This is a genomic window from Neisseria sp. HMSC061B04 (assembly GCF_001836705.1).
Taxonomy (GTDB): Bacteria; Pseudomonadota; Gammaproteobacteria; order Burkholderiales; family Neisseriaceae; genus Neisseria.
Genome location: NZ_KV830176.1, coordinates 1 through 19,048, shown reverse-complemented (window position 1 = coordinate 19,048; position 19,048 = coordinate 1). Strand labels below are relative to the sequence as shown.

22 protein-coding genes are annotated in these 19,048 nt (G+C 49.2%); 11 read left to right on the top strand and 11 right to left on the bottom strand.

Annotated features, from left to right (window positions below; genetic code table 11):
* Window positions 1–69 precede the first annotated feature (69 nt).
* Window positions 70–909 carry a protease HtpX gene (gene htpX, locus HMPREF2661_RS01975; protein ID WP_070822202.1) on the top strand — a complete coding sequence of 280 codons (840 nt, stop codon included), beginning with the start codon at window positions 70–72 and terminating at the stop codon, window positions 907–909.
* Window positions 910–958: 49 nt separating this feature from the next.
* Here the strand turns inward: htpX and hpnC are convergent, their stop codons facing one another.
* Genes hpnC through miaA form a run of 3 tightly spaced genes read right to left on the bottom strand, consistent with a single transcriptional unit; the run spans window position 959 to window position 3,495 of the window.
* On the bottom strand, window positions 959–1,774 hold the full coding sequence (gene hpnC, locus HMPREF2661_RS01970; protein ID WP_070822201.1) for a squalene synthase HpnC: 816 nt from the start codon (window positions 1,772–1,774) through the stop codon (window positions 959–961).
* Between the two features lie 53 nt (window positions 1,775–1,827).
* Window positions 1,828–2,550: a tRNA adenosine(34) deaminase TadA gene (tadA, locus tag HMPREF2661_RS01965; RefSeq protein WP_070822200.1), complete on the bottom strand. Its 723-nt coding sequence runs from the start codon at window positions 2,548–2,550 to the stop codon at window positions 1,828–1,830.
* Window positions 2,551–2,553: 3 nt separating this feature from the next.
* On the bottom strand, window positions 2,554–3,495 hold the full coding sequence (gene miaA / locus HMPREF2661_RS01960; protein ID WP_070822199.1) for a tRNA (adenosine(37)-N6)-dimethylallyltransferase MiaA: 942 nt from the start codon (window positions 3,493–3,495) through the stop codon (window positions 2,554–2,556).
* 217 nt (window positions 3,496–3,712) lie between these two features.
* On the opposite strand from miaA, the gene bioB reads away from it, so the two are divergent.
* Entirely contained in the window at window positions 3,713–4,765 is a 1,053-nt protein-coding gene (gene bioB / locus HMPREF2661_RS01955; protein ID WP_003746495.1) for a biotin synthase BioB, read from the top strand.
* A gap of 49 nt (window positions 4,766–4,814) precedes the next feature.
* On the opposite strand, the gene HMPREF2661_RS01950 is transcribed toward bioB, so the two are convergent.
* The 4 genes from HMPREF2661_RS01950 to HMPREF2661_RS01935 form a co-directional block, all read right to left on the bottom strand.
* The gene (locus HMPREF2661_RS01950; protein WP_070822198.1) at window positions 4,815–5,822 is read right to left on the bottom strand and encodes an adenosine deaminase; all 1,008 of its coding nucleotides are present in this window, start codon (window positions 5,820–5,822) and stop codon (window positions 4,815–4,817) included.
* 77 nt (window positions 5,823–5,899) lie between these two features.
* Window positions 5,900–6,679, bottom strand: a complete 780-nt coding sequence (locus HMPREF2661_RS01945; RefSeq protein ID WP_070822197.1) for a ferredoxin--NADP reductase — start codon at window positions 6,677–6,679, stop codon at window positions 5,900–5,902.
* A 98-nt stretch (window positions 6,680–6,777) separates the two neighbouring features.
* Window positions 6,778–7,221, bottom strand: coding sequence for an META domain-containing protein (locus tag HMPREF2661_RS01940; RefSeq protein ID WP_070822196.1), 444 nt, complete (start codon window positions 7,219–7,221; stop codon window positions 6,778–6,780).
* A 70-nt stretch (window positions 7,222–7,291) separates the two neighbouring features.
* Window positions 7,292–8,449, bottom strand: a complete 1,158-nt coding sequence (locus HMPREF2661_RS01935; RefSeq protein ID WP_070822195.1) for a trans-sulfuration enzyme family protein — start codon at window positions 8,447–8,449, stop codon at window positions 7,292–7,294.
* 178 nt (window positions 8,450–8,627) lie between these two features.
* Between HMPREF2661_RS01935 and folE2 the strand changes: the two genes are divergently transcribed.
* Complete coding sequence (folE2, locus tag HMPREF2661_RS01930) at window positions 8,628–9,401, top strand: GTP cyclohydrolase FolE2 (RefSeq protein WP_049329433.1); 774 nt, start codon at window positions 8,628–8,630, stop codon at window positions 9,399–9,401.
* Between the two features lie 217 nt (window positions 9,402–9,618).
* A complete protein-coding gene (gene dsbD / locus HMPREF2661_RS01925; RefSeq protein ID WP_070712355.1) occupies window positions 9,619–11,424 on the top strand; it encodes a protein-disulfide reductase DsbD in 1,806 nt (601 codons plus the stop codon).
* 61 nt (window positions 11,425–11,485) lie between these two features.
* Here dsbD and HMPREF2661_RS01920 read toward each other — a convergent pair whose 3' ends face one another.
* On the bottom strand, window positions 11,486–12,658 hold the full coding sequence (locus HMPREF2661_RS01920) for an alpha-hydroxy acid oxidase (RefSeq protein WP_070608875.1): 1,173 nt from the start codon (window positions 12,656–12,658) through the stop codon (window positions 11,486–11,488).
* Window positions 12,659–13,017: 359 nt separating this feature from the next.
* Between HMPREF2661_RS01920 and iscR the strand changes: the two genes are divergently transcribed.
* The 6 genes from iscR (at window position 13,018) to iscA (ending at window position 16,295) form a co-directional block, all read left to right on the top strand.
* Complete coding sequence (gene iscR / locus HMPREF2661_RS01915) at window positions 13,018–13,464, top strand: Fe-S cluster assembly transcriptional regulator IscR (protein ID WP_003746476.1); 447 nt, start codon at window positions 13,018–13,020, stop codon at window positions 13,462–13,464.
* Window positions 13,465–13,515: 51 nt separating this feature from the next.
* Window positions 13,516–14,730 carry an IscS subfamily cysteine desulfurase gene (locus HMPREF2661_RS01910; RefSeq protein ID WP_049322243.1) on the top strand — a complete coding sequence of 405 codons (1,215 nt, stop codon included), beginning with the start codon at window positions 13,516–13,518 and terminating at the stop codon, window positions 14,728–14,730.
* A gap of 95 nt (window positions 14,731–14,825) precedes the next feature.
* A complete protein-coding gene (locus HMPREF2661_RS11730) occupies window positions 14,826–14,954 on the top strand; it encodes a hypothetical protein (RefSeq protein ID WP_049322242.1) in 129 nt (42 codons plus the stop codon).
* 66 nt (window positions 14,955–15,020) lie between these two features.
* The gene (gene iscU / locus HMPREF2661_RS01905) at window positions 15,021–15,407 is read left to right on the top strand and encodes a Fe-S cluster assembly scaffold IscU (protein ID WP_003674559.1); all 387 of its coding nucleotides are present in this window, start codon (window positions 15,021–15,023) and stop codon (window positions 15,405–15,407) included.
* Between the two features lie 255 nt (window positions 15,408–15,662).
* Window positions 15,663–15,908: a recombinase RecA gene (locus HMPREF2661_RS01900; protein ID WP_049322241.1), complete on the top strand. Its 246-nt coding sequence runs from the start codon at window positions 15,663–15,665 to the stop codon at window positions 15,906–15,908.
* Window positions 15,909–15,974: 66 nt separating this feature from the next.
* Window positions 15,975–16,295, top strand: coding sequence for an iron-sulfur cluster assembly protein IscA (iscA, locus tag HMPREF2661_RS01895; RefSeq protein ID WP_003680782.1), 321 nt, complete (start codon window positions 15,975–15,977; stop codon window positions 16,293–16,295).
* On the opposite strand, the gene HMPREF2661_RS11110 is transcribed toward iscA, so the two are convergent.
* A complete protein-coding gene (locus HMPREF2661_RS11110; protein WP_049322240.1) occupies window positions 16,255–16,476 on the bottom strand; it encodes an alternative ribosome-rescue factor A in 222 nt (73 codons plus the stop codon). The genes iscA and HMPREF2661_RS11110 overlap by 41 nt on opposite strands.
* Before the next feature lie 82 nt (window positions 16,477–16,558).
* Between HMPREF2661_RS11110 and hscB the strand changes: the two genes are divergently transcribed.
* Window positions 16,559–17,059: a Fe-S protein assembly co-chaperone HscB gene (gene hscB / locus HMPREF2661_RS01890; RefSeq protein WP_049322239.1), complete on the top strand. Its 501-nt coding sequence runs from the start codon at window positions 16,559–16,561 to the stop codon at window positions 17,057–17,059.
* 158 nt (window positions 17,060–17,217) lie between these two features.
* Here hscB and HMPREF2661_RS01885 read toward each other — a convergent pair whose 3' ends face one another.
* A complete protein-coding gene (locus tag HMPREF2661_RS01885; protein WP_049322238.1) occupies window positions 17,218–17,790 on the bottom strand; it encodes a 50S ribosomal protein L25/general stress protein Ctc in 573 nt (190 codons plus the stop codon).
* Window positions 17,791–17,855: 65 nt separating this feature from the next.
* Window positions 17,856–18,839: a ribose-phosphate pyrophosphokinase gene (locus HMPREF2661_RS01880; RefSeq protein WP_107831933.1), complete on the bottom strand. Its 984-nt coding sequence runs from the start codon at window positions 18,837–18,839 to the stop codon at window positions 17,856–17,858.
* Between the last annotated feature and the right edge of the window lie 209 nt (window positions 18,840–19,048).

Sequence of the window (19,048 nt, the reverse complement as noted above, 5' to 3'; positions counted from 1 at the left end):
TAGCATAACTGCTAATCTACGTCAGCCCCTAAAAATTACCTCACAAACCGCACTAAAAAGGAATAATCGGTGAAACGCATTTTCTTGTTTATCGCAACCAATATCGCCGTTTTGGTTGTCATCCGTGTTGTTTTGGCCATCTTGGGCATCAACAGTACCGACCAAGTCGGCAGCCTGTTGGCTTATTCCGCAGTCGTCGGCTTCAGCGGCTCGATTGTCTCCCTGCTGATGTCGAAAACCATCGCCAAACATTCGGTCGGCGCCGTCGTCATCGACCAGCCCCAAAGCGAAGAAGAAGCTTGGCTGTTGGCAACCGTTGAAGCGCAAGCCCGCCAATGGAATCTGAAAACGCCGGAAGTCGCCATTTACAACTCGCCCGAGCCTAACGCCTTTGCAACCGGCGCGACCAAAAACAGCTCGCTCGTCGCTGTCAGCACCGGCCTGCTCGACCACATGGCCCGCGATGAAGTCGAGGCCGTTTTGGCGCATGAAATGGCACACGTCGGCAACGGCGATATGGTGACGCTGACGCTGATTCAAGGTATTGTGAATACTTTTGTCGTCTTCTTGGCACGTATCGTTTCCAGCATGGTGGCGCGAAACAATGACGGCAGCACTTCTCAAAGCACATATTTCATGGTCAGCATGGTCTTGCAGGTTGTATTCGGCTTCCTTGCCAGCATTATTGTGATGTGGTTCAGCCGCCAACGCGAATACCGCGCCGATGCGGGCGCTGCAAAACTGGTGGGCGCGCCGAAAATGATTGCCGCCCTGCAACGCTTGAAAGGCAACCCCAGCGATTTGCCGCAAACCATGACGGCAATGGGCATTGCCAGCGATGCCAAAGATTCTTGGTTCAGCACCCATCCTTCTTTGGACAACCGCATCAACCGTTTGAAAAACCGCTAATCGAAAAACATCAAGGCCGTCTGAAACATCAATTTCAGACGGCCTTTTTTTATTTCTTCATCAAAGCCCGCTTGATGATAATCATCCAGTCTTTTTTATCCAACAGCGGCCGCTGGTTAAACACATCATATTTACAACCGTCCAGCTTCTGCAAAATCAACTGGCCGCCGACAATAATCATGCGCAGCTCAAAACCGATTCGTCCTTTGAGGGTTTTGCCCAACGGCGAGCCGGCCTTCAGCATTTGAAAAGCACGTTGGCACTCATGCGCCATCAGCCGTTGAAAAGCAAAGTCGGCTTTGCCGGCCGCAATCTGCTCTTCACTAACTTTAAACTTCTGCAAATCTTCCTGAGGGATGTACACGCGACCTTTCTGCCAATCTACCGCCACGTCCTGCCAGAAATTAATCAGCTGCAAGGCAGTGCAAATGCCGTCGCTTTGCGCCATACTCACTTCATCGGTTTGCCCGTACAAATGCAGCATAATGCGCCCCACAGGATTGGCTGACAAACGGCAATAGGCAATCAATTCGCCAAAGTTTTCATAACGGGTTTTGACCACATCCTGACTGAACGCCGCCAGCAAATCATAAAACGGCTGCAACGGCAATTGAAACGGCACAATCGCTTCGTTGTACAAACGCTGCATCAAAGCCGTTTGCGGTCTCCCGCCTTTTGCAATGCGGTCTAACTCTGATTTCAGTTCGTCCAGTTGGCGCAGGCGTTCGGCTGCTTCGGCATTGCCTTCGTCGGCAATATCGTCCGCCGTCCGTGCAAAAGCGTAAACGGCGTGAACCGGCTTGCGCAAACGGTGCGGCAGCACAATGGAGCCGACTGGGAAGTTTTCGTAATGATTGACTGACATGGAAAATCCGAAAATTTAAAATAAAGTATTTTTGCTGACAGGCCGTCTGAAATTCAGACGGTCTTCCGTTTGGCCGCAAAGAAATCCTGCAATACGCTTTGGCATTCATCTGCCAATATACCGCCCATAATTGCGGTATGCTTGTTCAGACGTTTGTCAGCAAACAAATCAACCACGCTGCCTGCTGCGCCGGTTTTGGGTTCGGCCGCACCATAAATCACGCGCCCGACCCGTGCCTGTATCAAGGCAGAGGCACACATGGTGCAAGGTTCCAAGGTGATGTACACGTCGCAATCTTCCAAGCGGTAGTTTTGTAAAGCTTTGCCTGCGGCGGCAAGCGCGTTGATTTCGGCGTGGTGGCTGACATTATGGTCGCCAATGCAGGTATTATGTGCCGCAGCGATTACCTCGCCTTGATATACGATGACCGCGCCAATGGGGACTTCACCCAATGCCGCCGATTGTCTGGCCTGTTCTATCGCCAGCCGCATAAAGGCTTCCATATCGTTTTGCGAAGGGAAAACGGCAACAGGCGGATGGTTTTTTAATGCTTCGCCCAGCTCCGTCTTTCTCTCCTCGGAAATATGCCGGACATCCACACCTGAAACCAACGCATCCAGTTGCCATAAGGTGCTTTTGGTTACGGTCAAACCCGACGCTTTCAGCAATAGAAATGCGCGGACTGCGCCGATTTTTTGCAAATCTTCCAGTGTACAAATACCCAATTCTTTTAGCGCGGCCAACGTCTTAGGCGCAAGTGGTGGCGTAGTCAGCATAGATTATTCCTGAAAATGCTGACGCGCCAAAGCCAAGGCCGTCTGAACATAATCGCTGTCTGCGTAAGGATCTAACGTGTGCGCCAAAGGAATTTTCCGCAACCAGGTCAACTGGCGTTTGGCAAGCTGGCGCGTGGCAACAATGCCTTTTTCGACAAAGCTTTCATAATCTGTTTCGCCTTCGAGATAATCCCAAGCCTGGCGGTAGCCCACGCAGCGCATAGACGGCATATCGGCATGCAGTTGCGGATAATCACGGCGTAAGGCGTGCATTTCATTGAGGAAACCGTGTTCCAACATATTTAAAAAGCGTTTTTCGATTTGGTGGTGTAACAAATGACGGTCTTCGGGAATCAGGGCAACCGTACATAAATCCAATAAAGGCGCAGCCTGCTTCTGCTCTGTAAAATGTTCGCTCAAAGGCTTGCCGGTCAGAAGATAGACTTCCAAAGCGCGTTCAATGCGCTGGCTGTCATTGGCTTTCAGACGGCCTGCCGTAATCGGGTCAACTTCCTGCAAACGGCGATACAGGCCTGCCAGACCGTGTTCGTTCTTTTCCGCCTGAAGCTGTGCGCGCACTGCCGCATCCGCGCCGGGTAAATCGTTTAAACCTTCCGTCAGCGCGTGGAAATACATCATCGTGCCGCCGACAATCAGCGGATAGCGACCGCGCGCATGTATTTCGTTCACCAAGCGCACGCAGTCACCGACAAAATCCGCCGCGCTGTAACTTTCAAGCGGCGAGATAATATCAATCAAATGATGCGGTACGGCGGCAAGCTCTTCGGCAGTCGGCTTGGCCGTACCGATGTCCATGCCGCGATACACCAGCGCGGAATCCAAACTGATGATTTCTACCGGCAACGATTGGGCAATATTTAAGGCCAGCGCGGTTTTACCGCCGGCTGTCGGGCCGAGTACGGAGAAGGCTTTGGACGCGTTCATAAGAAAACGGAAAAATTAAAAATGCGATTATAGCAAACCCGGGCAGACCATATTTCAGGCCGTCTGAAACATTTGCCCTACATTATCAAAAGCGTTACACTTGCTGCGCCGTTTCAGACGGCCTTTTATATTGATTTCAAACCTGCTGCTGCCGTCATTGCGCCGGCAGTCAAGCCGTCAGCGACACTGCGCCGCTGTAAACACGAAAGAACACACTATGACCGTATCTCCCGTAGCCTTGCGCCGTCAAACCGAGCGCAAGCCGCATCCGACTGCGCGTTATTGGAAAAAATGCGATGTCGAGGCTTTATTCGGACTGCCTTTCCTCGACCTCGTTTTCCAAGCCGCCGAAATCCACCGCCAAAACTTCAATCCGCGCGAAATCCAACTTTCCACCCTGCTCTCCATCAAAACCGGCGGCTGCCCCGAAGACTGCGCCTACTGTCCGCAATCGGCACACCACAACACCAATCTGGGCAAAGAGCAGATGATGGATGTAGATGAAATCGTCGAAAAAGCCAAAATTGCCCAATCGCGCGGCGCCAGCCGTTTCTGCATGGGCGCGGCATGGCGCGGCCCCAAACCCAAAGACGTGGCTGTCGTTTCCGAAATCATCAGCGCGGTGAAAAGCTTGGGCATGGAAGTGTGCGGCACCTTCGGCATGCTCGAAGACGGCATGGCGGAAGACTTCAAAAAAGCCGGCCTGGACTACTACAACCACAACCTCGACACCGACCCCGAACGCTACAACGACATCATCCACACCCGCAAACACGAAGACCGCATGGATACTTTGGGCAAAGTCCGCAATGCCGGTTTGAAAGTCTGCTGCGGCGGCATCGTCGGCATGAACGAAACCCGCGCCGAACGTGCAGGCCTGATTGCCAGTCTTGCCAACCTCGACCCGCAGCCCGAAAGCGTGCCGATCAACCAGTTGGTCAAAGTGGAAGGCACGCCGCTGGCCGATGCCGAAGATTTGGACTGGACGGAATTTGTCCGTACCATCGCCGTCGCGCGCATTACCATGCCGCACAGTTACGTCCGCCTCTCCGCAGGCCGCAGCAATATGCCCGAATCCATGCAGGCCATGTGTTTCATGGCTGGCGCAAACTCGATTTTCTACGGCGACAAGCTGCTGACTACGGGCAATCCGGACGAAGACGGCGACCGCCTGCTGATGGAAAAATTGAATTTGTATCCGCTGCGCTTTGAATTGGAAGAAGAATACAAAGCCGCGCAGGAAACGCCTAAAATCAAAGTCGACTATTAACCGTCATGATAAAAGGCCGTCTGAAACTTTTTCAGACGGCCTTTTATCGTTATTCAACATGAAAACCTTCAATCTTCCGTATCCATTCTTCCTTTTCCGCCTCGCTCAAAAACGAAGCGCGGAATGAATTGGCGCACAAGGTTTTGATTTCTTCCGCACTCAAATCCAATGCCTCGGCAAGCGCTTCAAAATTGCGGTTCATATAGCCGCCGAAATACGCCGGATCATCAGAATTGACGGTTACCAACACGCCGCGTTGCAACATACGGCGCAAATTGTGTTTTGCCATCTCCGAAAATACTTTTAATTTCAAATTGCTCAACGGGCAAACGGTCAAGGGCATTTGCTCTGCAATCAAACGCGCCATCAACGCCTCGTCTTCTTCCGCCCGTACGCCATGATCAATACGGCGGACATGCAGCAAGTCCAAAGCCTCGTAAACATATTCCGGCGGGCCTTCTTCTCCGGCATGCGCCACTGTCAACAAACCCTCCGCCCGCACCTGTGCAAACACGCGTTCAAACTTGGACGGCGGATGCCCCAGTTCGCTCGAATCCAAGCCTACACCGATGATGTGTTCTTTATAAGGCAAAGCCTGATTTAATGTTTCAAATGCGCTTTCTTCCGACAAATGCCGCAGGAAACACATAATCAAACGCGTACTTATGCCCCATTGCTGCCCGGCTTCACGGCAGGCGCGGACAATGCCGTTAATCACGGTTTCAAACGCCACACCCCGCGCAGTATGGGTTTGCGGATCGAAAAATATTTCCGTATGTACGACATTGTCTTCGCGGCAACGCTCAAGATACGCGCGGGTCAAATCGTAAAAATCCGCCTCGTGCAGCAATACGCCGGCACCGGCATAATAAATATCCAAAAACGACTGCAAATTGTGAAAATCATAAGCCTGCCGTACCGCTTCGACATTTTCATAAGGAATCGCTATGTGGTTGCGCTTGGCGATTTCAAACATCAATTCCGGCTCGAACGTCCCTTCGATATGGACATGCAGCTCGGCTTTGGGCAAGGCTTGGATAAGTTGTTTGATATTCATATTTTCTCTGTTTTTCGGTTTATATTTAATATTGAAGGCCGTCTGAAACTTTCAGACGGCCTTTGACCATTTATCTGTTAAAAACCATTTTCCATCATGATTTCGCCGGGGATGCGGTTGCGGTGCATGGCATAGCCCAAATCCATCAGGGCTTGGAAAGTGTCTTTGACCATTGCCGGATTGCCGCAGACCATAAAGCGCGTATCGGCCTTGGTAAACTTAAAGCCGATTTTTGCCTCCAAACCGCCATTCTTCAGCAATTCGGGAATCCGCTTGCTGCTCAATGCGCCTTCCGTTTCCTCACGCGTGGTAACCGGAACAAAAGTAAATTTATGGAAATATTCTTCAATCAGCGGATGCTCTTTCAAATCGGCAAGGCGTTGGTTGAAAATCAACTCGTCGGCGTAAGAGACGGAATGTGCCAAAACCAAACGGTCGAAACGCTGCCAAATTTCAGGCTGCTCGATAATGGAGAGGAAAGGCGCAATGCCGGAACCCGTGCAAAGCATAACCAAATCCTTGCCGTCGGGGAAACGCTCGGGCAAGAGGAAACCGGTAGCCGTTTTATCCAGCAAAATGGTATCGTCCTCTTTCATTGCAGCAAAACGCGCCGACATCGGGCCGCCTTCGATTAACACCGCGAAATACTCAAGCGTATCGGCGTATTCGGCAGACACAACAGAATACGCACGCCAAATAAAGCCCTCGCCGTCACGGAAACCAAGACGCGAAAACTGCCCTGCCGAAAAACGGTAGGACTCGGGACGGCTGATGGCAAAAGTCATCAACTTAGGCGTATGGTGTTTGATCCACAAGACTTTTTCTTCTGTAAACTTGGCTTCTGGAGAAGCTGCCATAATAGGTTTCCTTGATATTCGGTATCAGTTTCAAATAGGGCTTATTATAAAGATTCAAAAGGCCGTCTGAAATATTTATTTTCAGACGGCCTTTACAATTATTCACGGCGCAAACGGATACTGATGCCTTTTTGTTCCAAAATCAAATCGTTACCGTCAAAACGATAGTTCCAAATACCTTGCCGACGTAAAAACGCATTTTCCAGCTTCATGTCTTCACACAGCATCATGCTTACCGCAATATGGCCAAAATCAATTTTGTCCGAACCAATAGTATTGGCTTGAAACATCATTCCGTTACACCCCATCTTGCCATACGCCTTAGGCATCTCGCTCAAATCCAGATAGGCATCAGTACCGGCCAAATCTTTTTCAGTAAATTTATTAAAAGCAACAACACGCCATTTGGCGGCTAAAGTAGGTTGCACAGTTTGTTGAGTTTGCACCTGCGCTTTAGAGGTTTGTTCAGGCTGAGATGCTGAAGGAGATGTACAAGCTGCCAAAACCACCATACTCATCAATGCACCGAATAATGTTTTCATATCCATTCCTAATTTATTGCTAAAGGCCGTCTGAAAAACTATCCAACTTCAGACGGCCTTTAAGCCTTATTTACAAAGTTGTATCCAATGCTTTGGAAATATCGTTCCAAATATCGTCCACATCTTCGATTCCAACCGAGAAACGCAGCAGGCCGACTTTGATGCCCATTTCCATTTTCACATCATGCGGCACGCCGCTGTGGGATTGGGAATAGCAATGGTTGACCAGACTTTCCACGCCGCCGAGGCTGGAAGCCATTTTGACCAGTTTCATGTTTTTAATCACGCTATCGGCCGCTTCACGCGTGTCGTTTTTGAGATAAACCGTAACCACGCCGCCGATGCCTTTGGGCATTTGTGTTTTAGCGAGTTCATAATGTTCGTGCGACGGCAGGCCGGGATAGAACACTTTTTCAATGGCAGGATGGGCTTCCAAACGGCGTGCGATTTCGAGTGCGTTTTGGCAATGGGCGTTCATGCGCAGAGCCAGCGTTTTAATACCGCGCAACACCAGCCAGCAGTCCATCGGGCCTGCAATCGCACCGGTATGCACCATCATGTCGTGCAAAGGCTGAGCCAGCTCTTTGGTTTTGGCAACGACTATGCCCATCAATACGTCGGAATGGCCGCACAAATATTTAGTAGCGGAATGGAACACAAAATCGCAACCCATATCCAACGGCTGTTGCAGATACGGCGTGGCAAAGGTGTTGTCGATGCCGACCAGCGCACCGGCTGCTTTGGCTTTTGCGGCAAGCGCTTTGATGTCTACCAAGCGCAAAAGCGGATTGGACGGCGTTTCCAGCCAAACCAGTTTGACATTGTGTGCTTTGAGCAGCTCATCCAAATTATCCGGATTGCCCAAATCGGCAAAAACAACGTTCACACCCCATTTTTGATAAACATCGACCAATAAATCATAAGCGCCGCCGTAAATATCTGCGACGGCGACAATGGTATCGCCCGGGCGCAGGAAAGTACGCCACACGGCATCAATCCCCGCCATGCCGCTGGAAAACGCAAAGCCGGCCGCACCGTGCTCCAAATCGGCAACGGTATCTTCCAATACCTGACGGGTCGGGTTGCTCAGGCGCGAGTAGCGGTAAGGCACATTTTCGCCAATCTCGTGCAACGCAAACATACTGTTTTGATAAATCGGCGGCATTAGCGCACGGTTGTGTTCGTCGCAATCGTAGCTGGAATGGATGGCTTTCGTGGCGAATTTCATTGGGTCTCTGCCTATATAGATGTGAATAATCGAAGATTTTATCACTATCTGAAAAATAGAAACAATCAATGCAGGCGGATAAAGCAAGTGATATAATCTCGCATTTGCAAATCGGCCGACACGAGCCGATTCCCTCCACACGCATCTCAACAATCCTATCATGAAGGACATACCACGCATGAACGCCATTGCAGACGTGCAATCCAGCCGCGATTTACGCAACCTGCCGATTAATCAGGTCGGCATCAAAGACCTGCGCTTTCCAATCTCCCTCAAAAGCAAAGAAGGCGAACAATCCACCGTCGCCCGCCTGACCATGACGGTTTTCCTGCCTGCCGACCAAAAAGGCACGCATATGTCGCGCTTTGTCGCCCTGATGGAAAAACAAACCGATGCTTTGGATTTCGATACGCTGCACAAGCTGACCGCCGATATGGTTGCCCTGTTGGATTCGCATTCCGGCAAAATCAGCGTTTCCTTCCCGTTTTTCCGCAAGAAAAGTGCGCCCGTCTCCGGCATCCAATCGCTGCTCGACTATGATGTTACCCTGACCGGCGAAATCAAAAACGGTACATACAGCCACAGCCTGAAAGTAATGGTTCCGGTTACTTCATTGTGTCCGTGTTCCAAAGAAATTTCCCAATACGGCGCGCACAACCAACGTTCGCATGTGACGGTCAGTCTGATTGCGAATGCGGATGTAGGCATTGAAGAAATCATCGATTACGTCGAAGCGCAAGCAAGCTGCCAGCTCTACGGCTTGCTCAAACGCCCTGACGAGAAGTATGTAACGGAAAAAGCGTACGAAAATCCGAAGTTTGTCGAAGACATGGTTCGCGATGTGGCTACTGCGCTGATTGCCGACAAACGCATCGAGTCGTTTGTTGTCGAAAGCGAAAACTTCGAATCGATACACAACCATTCCGCTTACGCTTATATCGCTTATCCTTAAAGCCAAGCCGAATAGCAACAAAGGCTGTCTGAACATTTCAGACGGCCTTTGGCATAAATTGAACGATACCATGAGACTATCGGTCATATATGGGCAACCCTATTTCGATATAATTCAAAAGCATTAGATTTCTCTCGCAATATTTAACATAAATTAAGCCGATTGTTTTCCCCATCATTTATAATGACGGTTTCTCAACGGCATATCCGTGGATATTATGAAAAAATTCCTTTATTTCCTCATTGCATTTTTAGGCTTGAGCAGCTTCGCATTCGCAGTAGATGCCAATGATTTGCTGCCTCCAGAGCAAGCCTTTGTACCTCAAGTCAATGTAACCGATCAAGGCATCAGCGTGCAGTTCAAAATCGCTGACGGCTACTATATGTACCAGTCCAAAATCGTTGCAGCGACCAATCCTGACAAAATCCTAGGCGAACCCAAATTCAGTAAAGGTGAAGAAAAAGAAGACGAATTCTTCGGCAAACAAACGGTTTACCACCATACCGCACAGGTTGACCTACCTTACAAACAAGCCGCGCCGCAATACAAACTGACACTGACTTATCAAGGCTGTGCCGAAGTAGGTGTGTGTTATCCGCCTGTGGACACTGAGTTTGACGTAAAAGGCAACGGGGTTTACCAGCCGCAAAGCGATGAGCCGGTTTCTGCCAAAGACCGCTTTTTACAACCGTCCGCCTCTTCAGACGGCCCAATGCCTGCCCAGCCTAGTGCAAACAATCCCGACAGCAGCCGCTTCAAGCTCTCTTGGGATACTTTAAACGCCAACCTGTTGGCGTTTTTTGTCGCAGGTTTGGGCTTAAGCTTTACCGCCTGCATGTATCCGCTCCTGCCGATTGTTTCCAGTATTGTCGTGGGCGACAAAAAAGCCGGCAAAGGCCGCGCGTTTACCTTGTCTATGGTTTATGTACAAGGTTTGGCATTGACCTACACCTTGGTCGGCGTGATTGCCGGTTTGACCGGCGCGCTGTTGACCGTATGGCTGCAACAACCTTGGGTCGTACTGGCCGCCGCAGGACTGATGGTGATATTGGCATTGTCGATGTTCGGCTTCTTCAATATCCAGCTGCCCAACTCTGTCCAATCCTATTTCCAAAATCAAAGCAGCAAACTCTCCGGCGGTAAAATCGTTTCCGTCTTTATCATGGGTATTTTGTCTGCACTGATTGTCGGCCCGTGCGTTGCGCCTCCGCTGGCATTTGCTTTGGGCTATATCGGCCAAACCGGCGATGCCGTGTTGGGCGGCCTCGCGCTTTATGTCTTAGCACTCGGCACCGGCGTACCGCTCATCATCATCGGCACATTCGGCGGTCATATCCTGCCTAAAGCAGGCGACTGGATGAACGGCATCAAATACGCATTCGGCTTCATCTTGCTGGCCGTTGCCGTATACCTTGCCACACCGCATCTGCCTTATTTCGCAGTAGTCGGCCTCTACACCTTGCTGATGATTGTTCCCGCCCTGATGCTTTTGGCGAAATCCGGCAAACAGAAAGGCCGTCTGAAAACGGTTGCCGCCGTATTGGGCTTTTTACTGCTGATTGGCGGCTCATGGTTTGGCTGGCAAAGCTTCAATAAACAAACCACCGCCCTCCACCACTTCTTAACGCTGGTTCCGCCATCCGAAGCCGGCCAAGAAACCGACCACGGTAAGATGTTTACCGATGTCGGAGAACTCAAAGCCGCTATGGATGCCGCCTTGAAAGCCGATCCTAGCAAACCCGTGCTGATTGATTTCTACGCCGACTGGTGCGTATCCTGCAAAGAAATGGCCGCCTACACGCTCAACCAACCGCAGGTACACGAAGCAGTCGATATGCAACGCTTCTTCCAAATCGACGTAACCGCCAACACTCCCGACCATCAAGCCTTACTGAAAGAATACGGCCTCTTCGGCCCTCCGGGCGTGTTTGTTGTCCGCGCCGACGGCAGTCATAGCGAAGCTTTATTAGGCTTTGTCAAACCCGATGCCTTCATTGAATGGTATCGCAAAAACGAGAAATAGCCGTCTATAAAAAGGCCGTCTGAAAACAGATTTTCAGACGGCCTTTTCTTATGTTTAAAAATTAAAATTCATCTTGAGCCCAACGCGTAGAACGCAAAATGCTGGAATCCACATCTTGAATATTGCGATGACCGGTAAATGCCATGGAAATATCCATTTCTTTATACAGGATTTCCAGCGCACGGGTTACACCTTCTTCACCATACGCCCCCAAACCATACAGGAACGCCCGGCCAATCATCGTACCTTTCGCACCCAAAGCCCAAGCCTTCAAAATATCCTGACCGCTGCGGATACCGCTGTCCATCCAAACCTCGATGTCGCTACCTACCGCGCTGACCACATCAGGCAAAGCCTTAATGGCAGACACAGTATCGTCAAGCTGACGGCCGCCATGATTGGAAACGACCAATGCGTCCGCGCCGCTTTTCGCTGCCTTTTCCGCGTCTTCAGGCTCCATAATGCCTTTGATAATCAGCTTGCCGCCCCACAAATCCTTAATGCGCGCCACATCGTCCCAGCTCAGGCGCGGGTCGAATTGTTCGGAAGTCCATGAAGACAGCGAAGACAAATCGCCCACGTTTTTCGCATGACCGACAATATTGCGGAAAGTGCGACGTTCCGTGTTCAGCATTTTCATGCACCATTCGGGCTTAGTCGCCAAATTGATTAAATTGGCAATGGTCGGCTTCGGCGGTGCAGACAGGCCATTTTTGATGTCTTTGTGGCGCTGACCCAAAACCTGCAAATCGGCAGTCAATACCAAAGCCGAACATTTGGCATCTTTTGCACGCTTAATCAGGTTTTCCATAAACTCGCGGTCGCGCATCACATAAAGCTGAAACCAAAACGGCGAGCTGGTGTTTTCAGCCACATCTTCAATCGAACAAATAGACATGGTCGACAGCGTAAACGGAATACCAAATTTTTCCGCCGCCCGCGCCGCCAAGATTTCCCCATCAGCGTGCGCCATACCCGTAAAACCGGTCGGCGCAATCGCCACCGGCATTTTCACATCCTGCCCAATCATTTTGGTTTCGAGACTGCGTCCCTCCATATTAACCAATACCTTTTGGCGGAAACGGATATCTTTGAAATCCGAAGTATTTTCACGATAAGTAGTTTCTGTCCAAGAGCCTGAGTCAATATAGTCATAAAACATACGCGGCATTTTACGTTTGGCAACAAGGCGCAAGTCTTCGATACAGGTTATTTTGCTTAAATCACATTTCATTGTCGATTGCCTCTGTTAAGGTAAAGATGGATGGTCAAGGCCGTCTGAACATTTCAAACACCTCATTATTTTACTCCATCAAAACAACTAAATTTTAAGAATAATTTTGATAATCTATATCAGTATCAATATTAAATCAAAACATTTTAACCCTGGTATTTGTAGGGTTGATAGCCTTTTTTCAGACGGCCTTAAATCCAAATTACAGAAAAATAAAGAAAATATTTTCCGATTTAAAAATCAGCCAATGCCACCATTTAAACAAACAATCAAACCGAACCGCCACATACTTGACTGAAACACTCAGATATTAGACAATTCCCCCACTAATAAAAACGCCACACACAGGCAACCACACCATGAGACTGACTACCAAAGGGCGATTTGCAGTAACCGCCATGATAGATTTGGCGATGAACGCGCAAACCGGCGCTGTCAAACTCAGTGCCATCAGCGAACGACAAAGCATATCGCTCTCCTACCTCGAACAATTATTCAGCAAGTTGCGCCGTGCCGGATTGGTTGAAAGCCTACGCGGCCCAGGCGGAGGCTATATCCTTGCCGCACCCGCCGAGCAAATCAATATTGCACAAATCATCTCCGCAGCCGAAGACCGACTGGATGCCACACAATGCGGCAGCAAAGCAAACTGCCACCACGGCGCCCCCTGTCTGACCCATGACCTTTGGGAAAACTTAAACAAAACCATCAATGATTACCTCAGCGGCGTTACGCTGCAAAGCATCATTGAACAAAAAAACTGCAGCGACAGCAGTCATGTCGTTACCTTTACACACATTCATTAAACCGACCTACGGCAAAGACCGCAGGCAGATGACCCAACGAAAGAGCAAACCATGACCGTCAAAACCCCTGTATACCTCGACTACGCCGCCACAACCCCCGTTGACAAACGCGTTGCCGAAAAAATGATTCCCTACCTGACCGAAACCTTCGGCAACCCCGCTTCCAACAGCCACGCATTCGGCTGGGAAGCAGAAGAGGCCGTCGAAAAAGCTCGCGCCGACATCGCCGCCCTGATTAACGCCGACCCCAAAGAAATCATCTTCACCAGCGGCGCGACCGAGTCCGACAACCTTGCCATCAAAGGCGCGGCAAACTTCTACAAAACCAAAGGCAAACACCTCATCACCGTCAAAACCGAGCACAAAGCCGTGCTTGACACCATGCGCGAACTCGAACGCCAAGGCTTTGAAGTAACTTATCTGGACGTACAAGAAAACGGCTTGGTTGATTTAGACGTACTGAAAGCCGCCATCCGCGAAGACACCATCCTGATTTCCGTGATGTGGGTGAATAACGAAATCGGCGTAGTACAAGACATTCCCGCCATCGGCGAAATCTGCCGCGAACGCAAAATCATTTTCCACGTCGATGCCGCCCAAGCCTGCGGCAAAGTGCCTGTCGACGTTGAAGCCGCCAAAGTTGATTTGCTGTCCATGTCCGGCCACAAAGTATACGGCCCTAAAGGCATCGGCGCCCTGTACGTCCGCCGCAAACCACGCGTGCGTCTCGAAGCCCAAATGCACGGTGGCGGCCACGAACGCGGCTTCCGCAGCGGCACCCTGCCGACCCATCAAATCGTCGGCATGGGCGAAGCCTTCCGCATCGCCAAAGAAGAACTCGAGCAAGACATGGCGCACTACCGCAAACTGCGCGACATCTTCCTCAAAGGCATCGAAGGCATCGAAGAAGTCTATATCAACGGCGACCTTGAACACCGCGCTCCAAACAACCTGAACGTCAGCTTCAACTTCGTCGAAGGCGAAAGCTTGATCATGGCAGTGAAAGAACTCGCCGTGTCCAGCGGCTCCGCCTGCACCTCCGCCAGCCTTGAGCCAAGCTACGTTTTACGCGCACTCGGCCGCAACGACGAATTGGCACACTCATCCCTGCGCATCACCTTCGGCCGCATGACCACCGAAGAAGAAGTGCAGTTTGCAGCAGAACTGATCAAATCCAAAATCGGCAAACTGCGCGAACTGTCTCCGCTGTGGGAAATGTTTAAAGAAGGTATCGATTTGAACTCGATTGAATGGGCGGCGCATTAATCTTCATTTATAAAAGGCCGTCTGAAAATCAATAAAACTTTTCAGACGACCTATATATAAATTTCCTTTAATATCCTAGCCTTAAAGACATAAAAATGGACGAACAAGAACTTGACCTCGACAATCTCGACAACCTGCTTGAAGATTTTGACGGCGTTATCGTAGAAGGTGGCGTCGATTCAGAAAATGACGACGGCTGCGAAGGCGGCGCGTGCAAAATCTAACTTAGGCCGTCTGAATATCAGTAAACAAACCATTTACACCATTAAAAACATTAAGGAAACCACATCATGGCATACAGCGATAAAGTAATCGATCACTACGAAAATCCCCGCAACGTCGGTACTTTCGACAAAAATGACGAGTCTGTCGGCACCGGCATGGTCGGCGCGCCGGCCTGCGGCGACGTGATGCGCCTGCAAATCAAAGTGAACGACGAAGGCATCATCGAAGATGCGAAATTCAAAACCTACGGCTGCGGTTCGGCTATCGCTTCGTCCAGCCTGATTACCGAGTGGGTCAAAGGTAAAAGTCTGGATGACGCGCTGGCAATCAAAAACAGCGAAATCGCCGAAGAACTGGAACTGCCGCCGGTAAAAATCCACTGCTCTATCTTGGCTGAAGATGCAGTGAAAGCGGCTGTTGCCGACTACCGCAAACGTCAGGAAAATAAATAACCAGATTCAGCATACCTTGGTCGGCAGGTTCTCCCAAGATTCCGGCGAGTCTTTGAGAAAAGCAAATCTGACGGTTTATTCCCCTCTTCTTTCGTGAACCAAAACCAAGTATGCAGAAACTTCATCGCTTTGAAGTTACCGCCTAATTTGGGACTGCCTGCCAATCTATCCCCTCTCCCCGTGGGAGAGGGTTAGGGGGCGATAAGCCGCAGGTTTATATTTAATCGTTATACCTGCAAAATCAAAGAAGACGATATGCCTTTTACTGATGAAGAAGCCCAATCCCTGCTTGCCGTCAAAGGCATAGGCAAAACCGTATTGCAGCGTTTGCAGCAAATGGGGTTGGATGATATTACCAAGCTGGCGGTGGCGGATTTGGACGATATTTTGGAACAGGGCGCACAATTGACCGGCTCAACCTGTTGGAAAAACAGTCCGCAGGCTAAAGCTGCCATTGCCGCCGCAATAGAGTGGGCAAAACAGCGTTTTCAGACGGCCTGAAACTCAAGAGGCCGTCTGAAATAAAAACTGGCAAACAGAAAATAATTGCGAAATGAGGAAAAAAGTATGATTACCATCACAGAAAACGCAGCCAAATACATCAATAACTACCTGACTAAACGCGGCAAAGGCTTGGGCGTGCGCTTGGGTGTGAAAACCAGCGGCTGCTCAGGCATGGCATACAACCTTGAATTTGTCGATGAAGCGAACGAGGACGACCTGATTTTTGAAGAACACGGCGCGCGCATTTATATCGACCCAAAAAGCTTGGTTTATCTGGACGGCACGCAAGTCGATTACACCAAAGAAGGTTTGCAGGAAGGTTTCAAATTTGAAAACCCCAATGTCAAAGACTCTTGCGGCTGCGGAGAGAGCTTCCACGTTTAAGACATAAAAATGGCGGGACAGTATCAAAACCGTCCCGCCATTTTTTCGCTTCCTGCCTGTTGTAGCTGCCTTTGCCTTTTCTTTTCCGTTCCACCTTGTGTCGGAACAAATCGGATTTCACTAAGGCTTTTAAAGCATTGTCGCGTATTTTGCCTTTATTGTGTTGTACTTTACTGCTCATATTCAGTCCTTTTGGTTAAGAATCAGCGAATTATAAGGCAAAATCAGGCTTCTGCCGAAAATTTCATATTAATTATCCCGCCATGTCTCAATATTTCACACTCTTCCAGCTTGAACCCGCTTTCAATATCGACGCCGAAAACTTGGATCAAACCTACCGCGCCTTGGCTGCCCGATTCCATCCTGACAAATTCGCTTCAGCCTCCGCCTTCGAGCAAAAACAGGCTGTGATGATGTCGTCCACCATCAACGAAGCCTACCGTACCTTAAAAAATCCTATCGACCGCGCTGCGTACCTGTTGAAAATGCAAGGTATCGATGCTGACGCACCTGAACATACTTCTTTCCCTCCGGAATTCCTCATGCAGCAAATGGAATGGCGAGAAACATTGATGGATGCTCAGATGGAACAAAATCATGATGCCATCCGAGCATTGGATCAAGAAATCCAAAATGCACAAAACAACCTATATCAAGATTTGCAACAAGCATTTGAACAGCAGGATTATGAATCGGCTGCACAATGGGTACGGCATGGACGCTTTCTTAGTAAGCTTCGCAAAGAAATTGCTTCAATCTTATAAAACGTATCGCTTACGCTATACCCAAGTCTTATAAGCAAATGACTTTATAAGATACTTTGGATTTATCTCCATTATTTGAATTTATAGCCGCTTACATCAAACAAAAACCGTATCAGATTTGTCTGATACGGTTTTCTTATATTTAATATGCGCTATGATTAGCGTTTTTTACCGGTAACAGTAGCAACAGCCAAGTTTTCGTTACGTTTCAGAGAAACGCTTTCAACACCCTCCGGCAGTTTGATGTCTGACAAGTGCAGAATGTCGCCGGCAACTACTGATGTACAATCCAACTCCAAGAAAGCAGGAATGTTTACAGGCAAAGCAATTACTTCAACGGAAGTGTTCAACAGAGATACGCGGCCACCTTGCAGTTTAACAGCTTGAGAGTTTTCAGCGTTAACAATGTGCAGAGGAACGCGGATGCGTACAGGTTGATCAGCTTTCACAGCTTGGAAGTCGATGTGTTGAACTTCGCGACGGAATGGGTGCATTTGGAAGTCACGCACGATAACGTCTTTGGTTTCACCGTTCAGAGACAGTTTAATCAAAGCGGTATGGAAAGATTCTTTTTCCAATGCGTAGAATACAGTTTTGTGGTCTACAGCGATAGCAACAGGCTCTTGACCTTCACCGTACAGAATGCCAGGGATTTGGCCTTCGCGACGCAGGCGGCGGCTCGCACCAGTGCCTTGGGCTTCGCGTACAGAGGCTTGAATTTCGTAAGTCATGTTTAATACTCCAATTTAGATAAAATCGTCGTCATCGGCCGCGACCAGCTTAAGACGACATGGGGTTATGGCAGCAACATGCTGCCTGTCATCACTTCTTCATTAAAAAGATATGAGACGGATTCTTCATTGCTGATACGGCGTACCGTTTCAGCCAGCAAACCGGCAATAGTTACTTGACGGATGCGTTCACATTTTTTAGCTGCTTCAGACAACGGAATCGTATCTGTCACAACTACTTGGTCAATTTCGGAAGAAGCAATTCGATTCACTGCTTCACCGGAGAATACTGCATGGCTGGCGTATGCCAGTACACGATCTGCACCGCGCTCTTTCAGGGCAACGGCTGCTTTACACAAAGTATTTGCCGTATCGATCATATCATCTACGATCAAGCAAGTACGGCCTTGAATGTCGCCAATGATGTTCATCACTTCAGCCACGTTGGCTTTAGGACGGCGTTTATCGATAATGGCCAAATCAGCATTTAAAGATTTAGCAACAGCGCGCGCACGTACAACACCACCGATATCAGGGCTAACGACGGTCAAATTATCAATGCGTTGCTGTTTAATATCGTTCAATAAAATCGGGGTAGCGTAAATATTATCTACCGGAATATCAAAGAAACCTTGAATTTGGTCGGCATGCAAGTCAACAGTCAGCACACGGTCAATACCGGCAGAGTACAACATGTTTGCCACTAATTTGGCGGAAATCGGTACACGGGCAGAGCGTGGACGGCGATCTTGGCGTGCATAGCCAAAGTAAGGAATCGCAGCGGTAATACGACCGGCAGAAGCACGTTTGAGTGCATCGGCCATAGTCAAAACTTCCATCAGGTTATCATTGGTAGGCGCACAAGTAGGTTGCAAAATAAACACATCGCGACCACGCACATTTTCCAACAATTCAATGGCCACTTCGCCATCAGAGAATTTGGAAACGGTGGCTTCACCGAGTGAAATATCCAAATGTTTGACAACACGTTGCGCCAATTCCGGATTTGCATTACCGGTAAACACCATTAAACTGTCATAAGCAGCCATATCTTCACCTGATTCTAGATTTGATTTACGCTCAGAAAACATTACGCTTCTCTTTGCCCTATGTCTAAGACACTAATTACGCGATTATACGCGTAAAGACGGGTAAAAAAAAGTTTTTCAGCGTTATTTTTCCCTTAGCGTAAAAAAGCGTGTAAGAAAACTTACACGCTTTTATTTGGCTGGGGAGGAAGGATTCGAACCTTCGCATG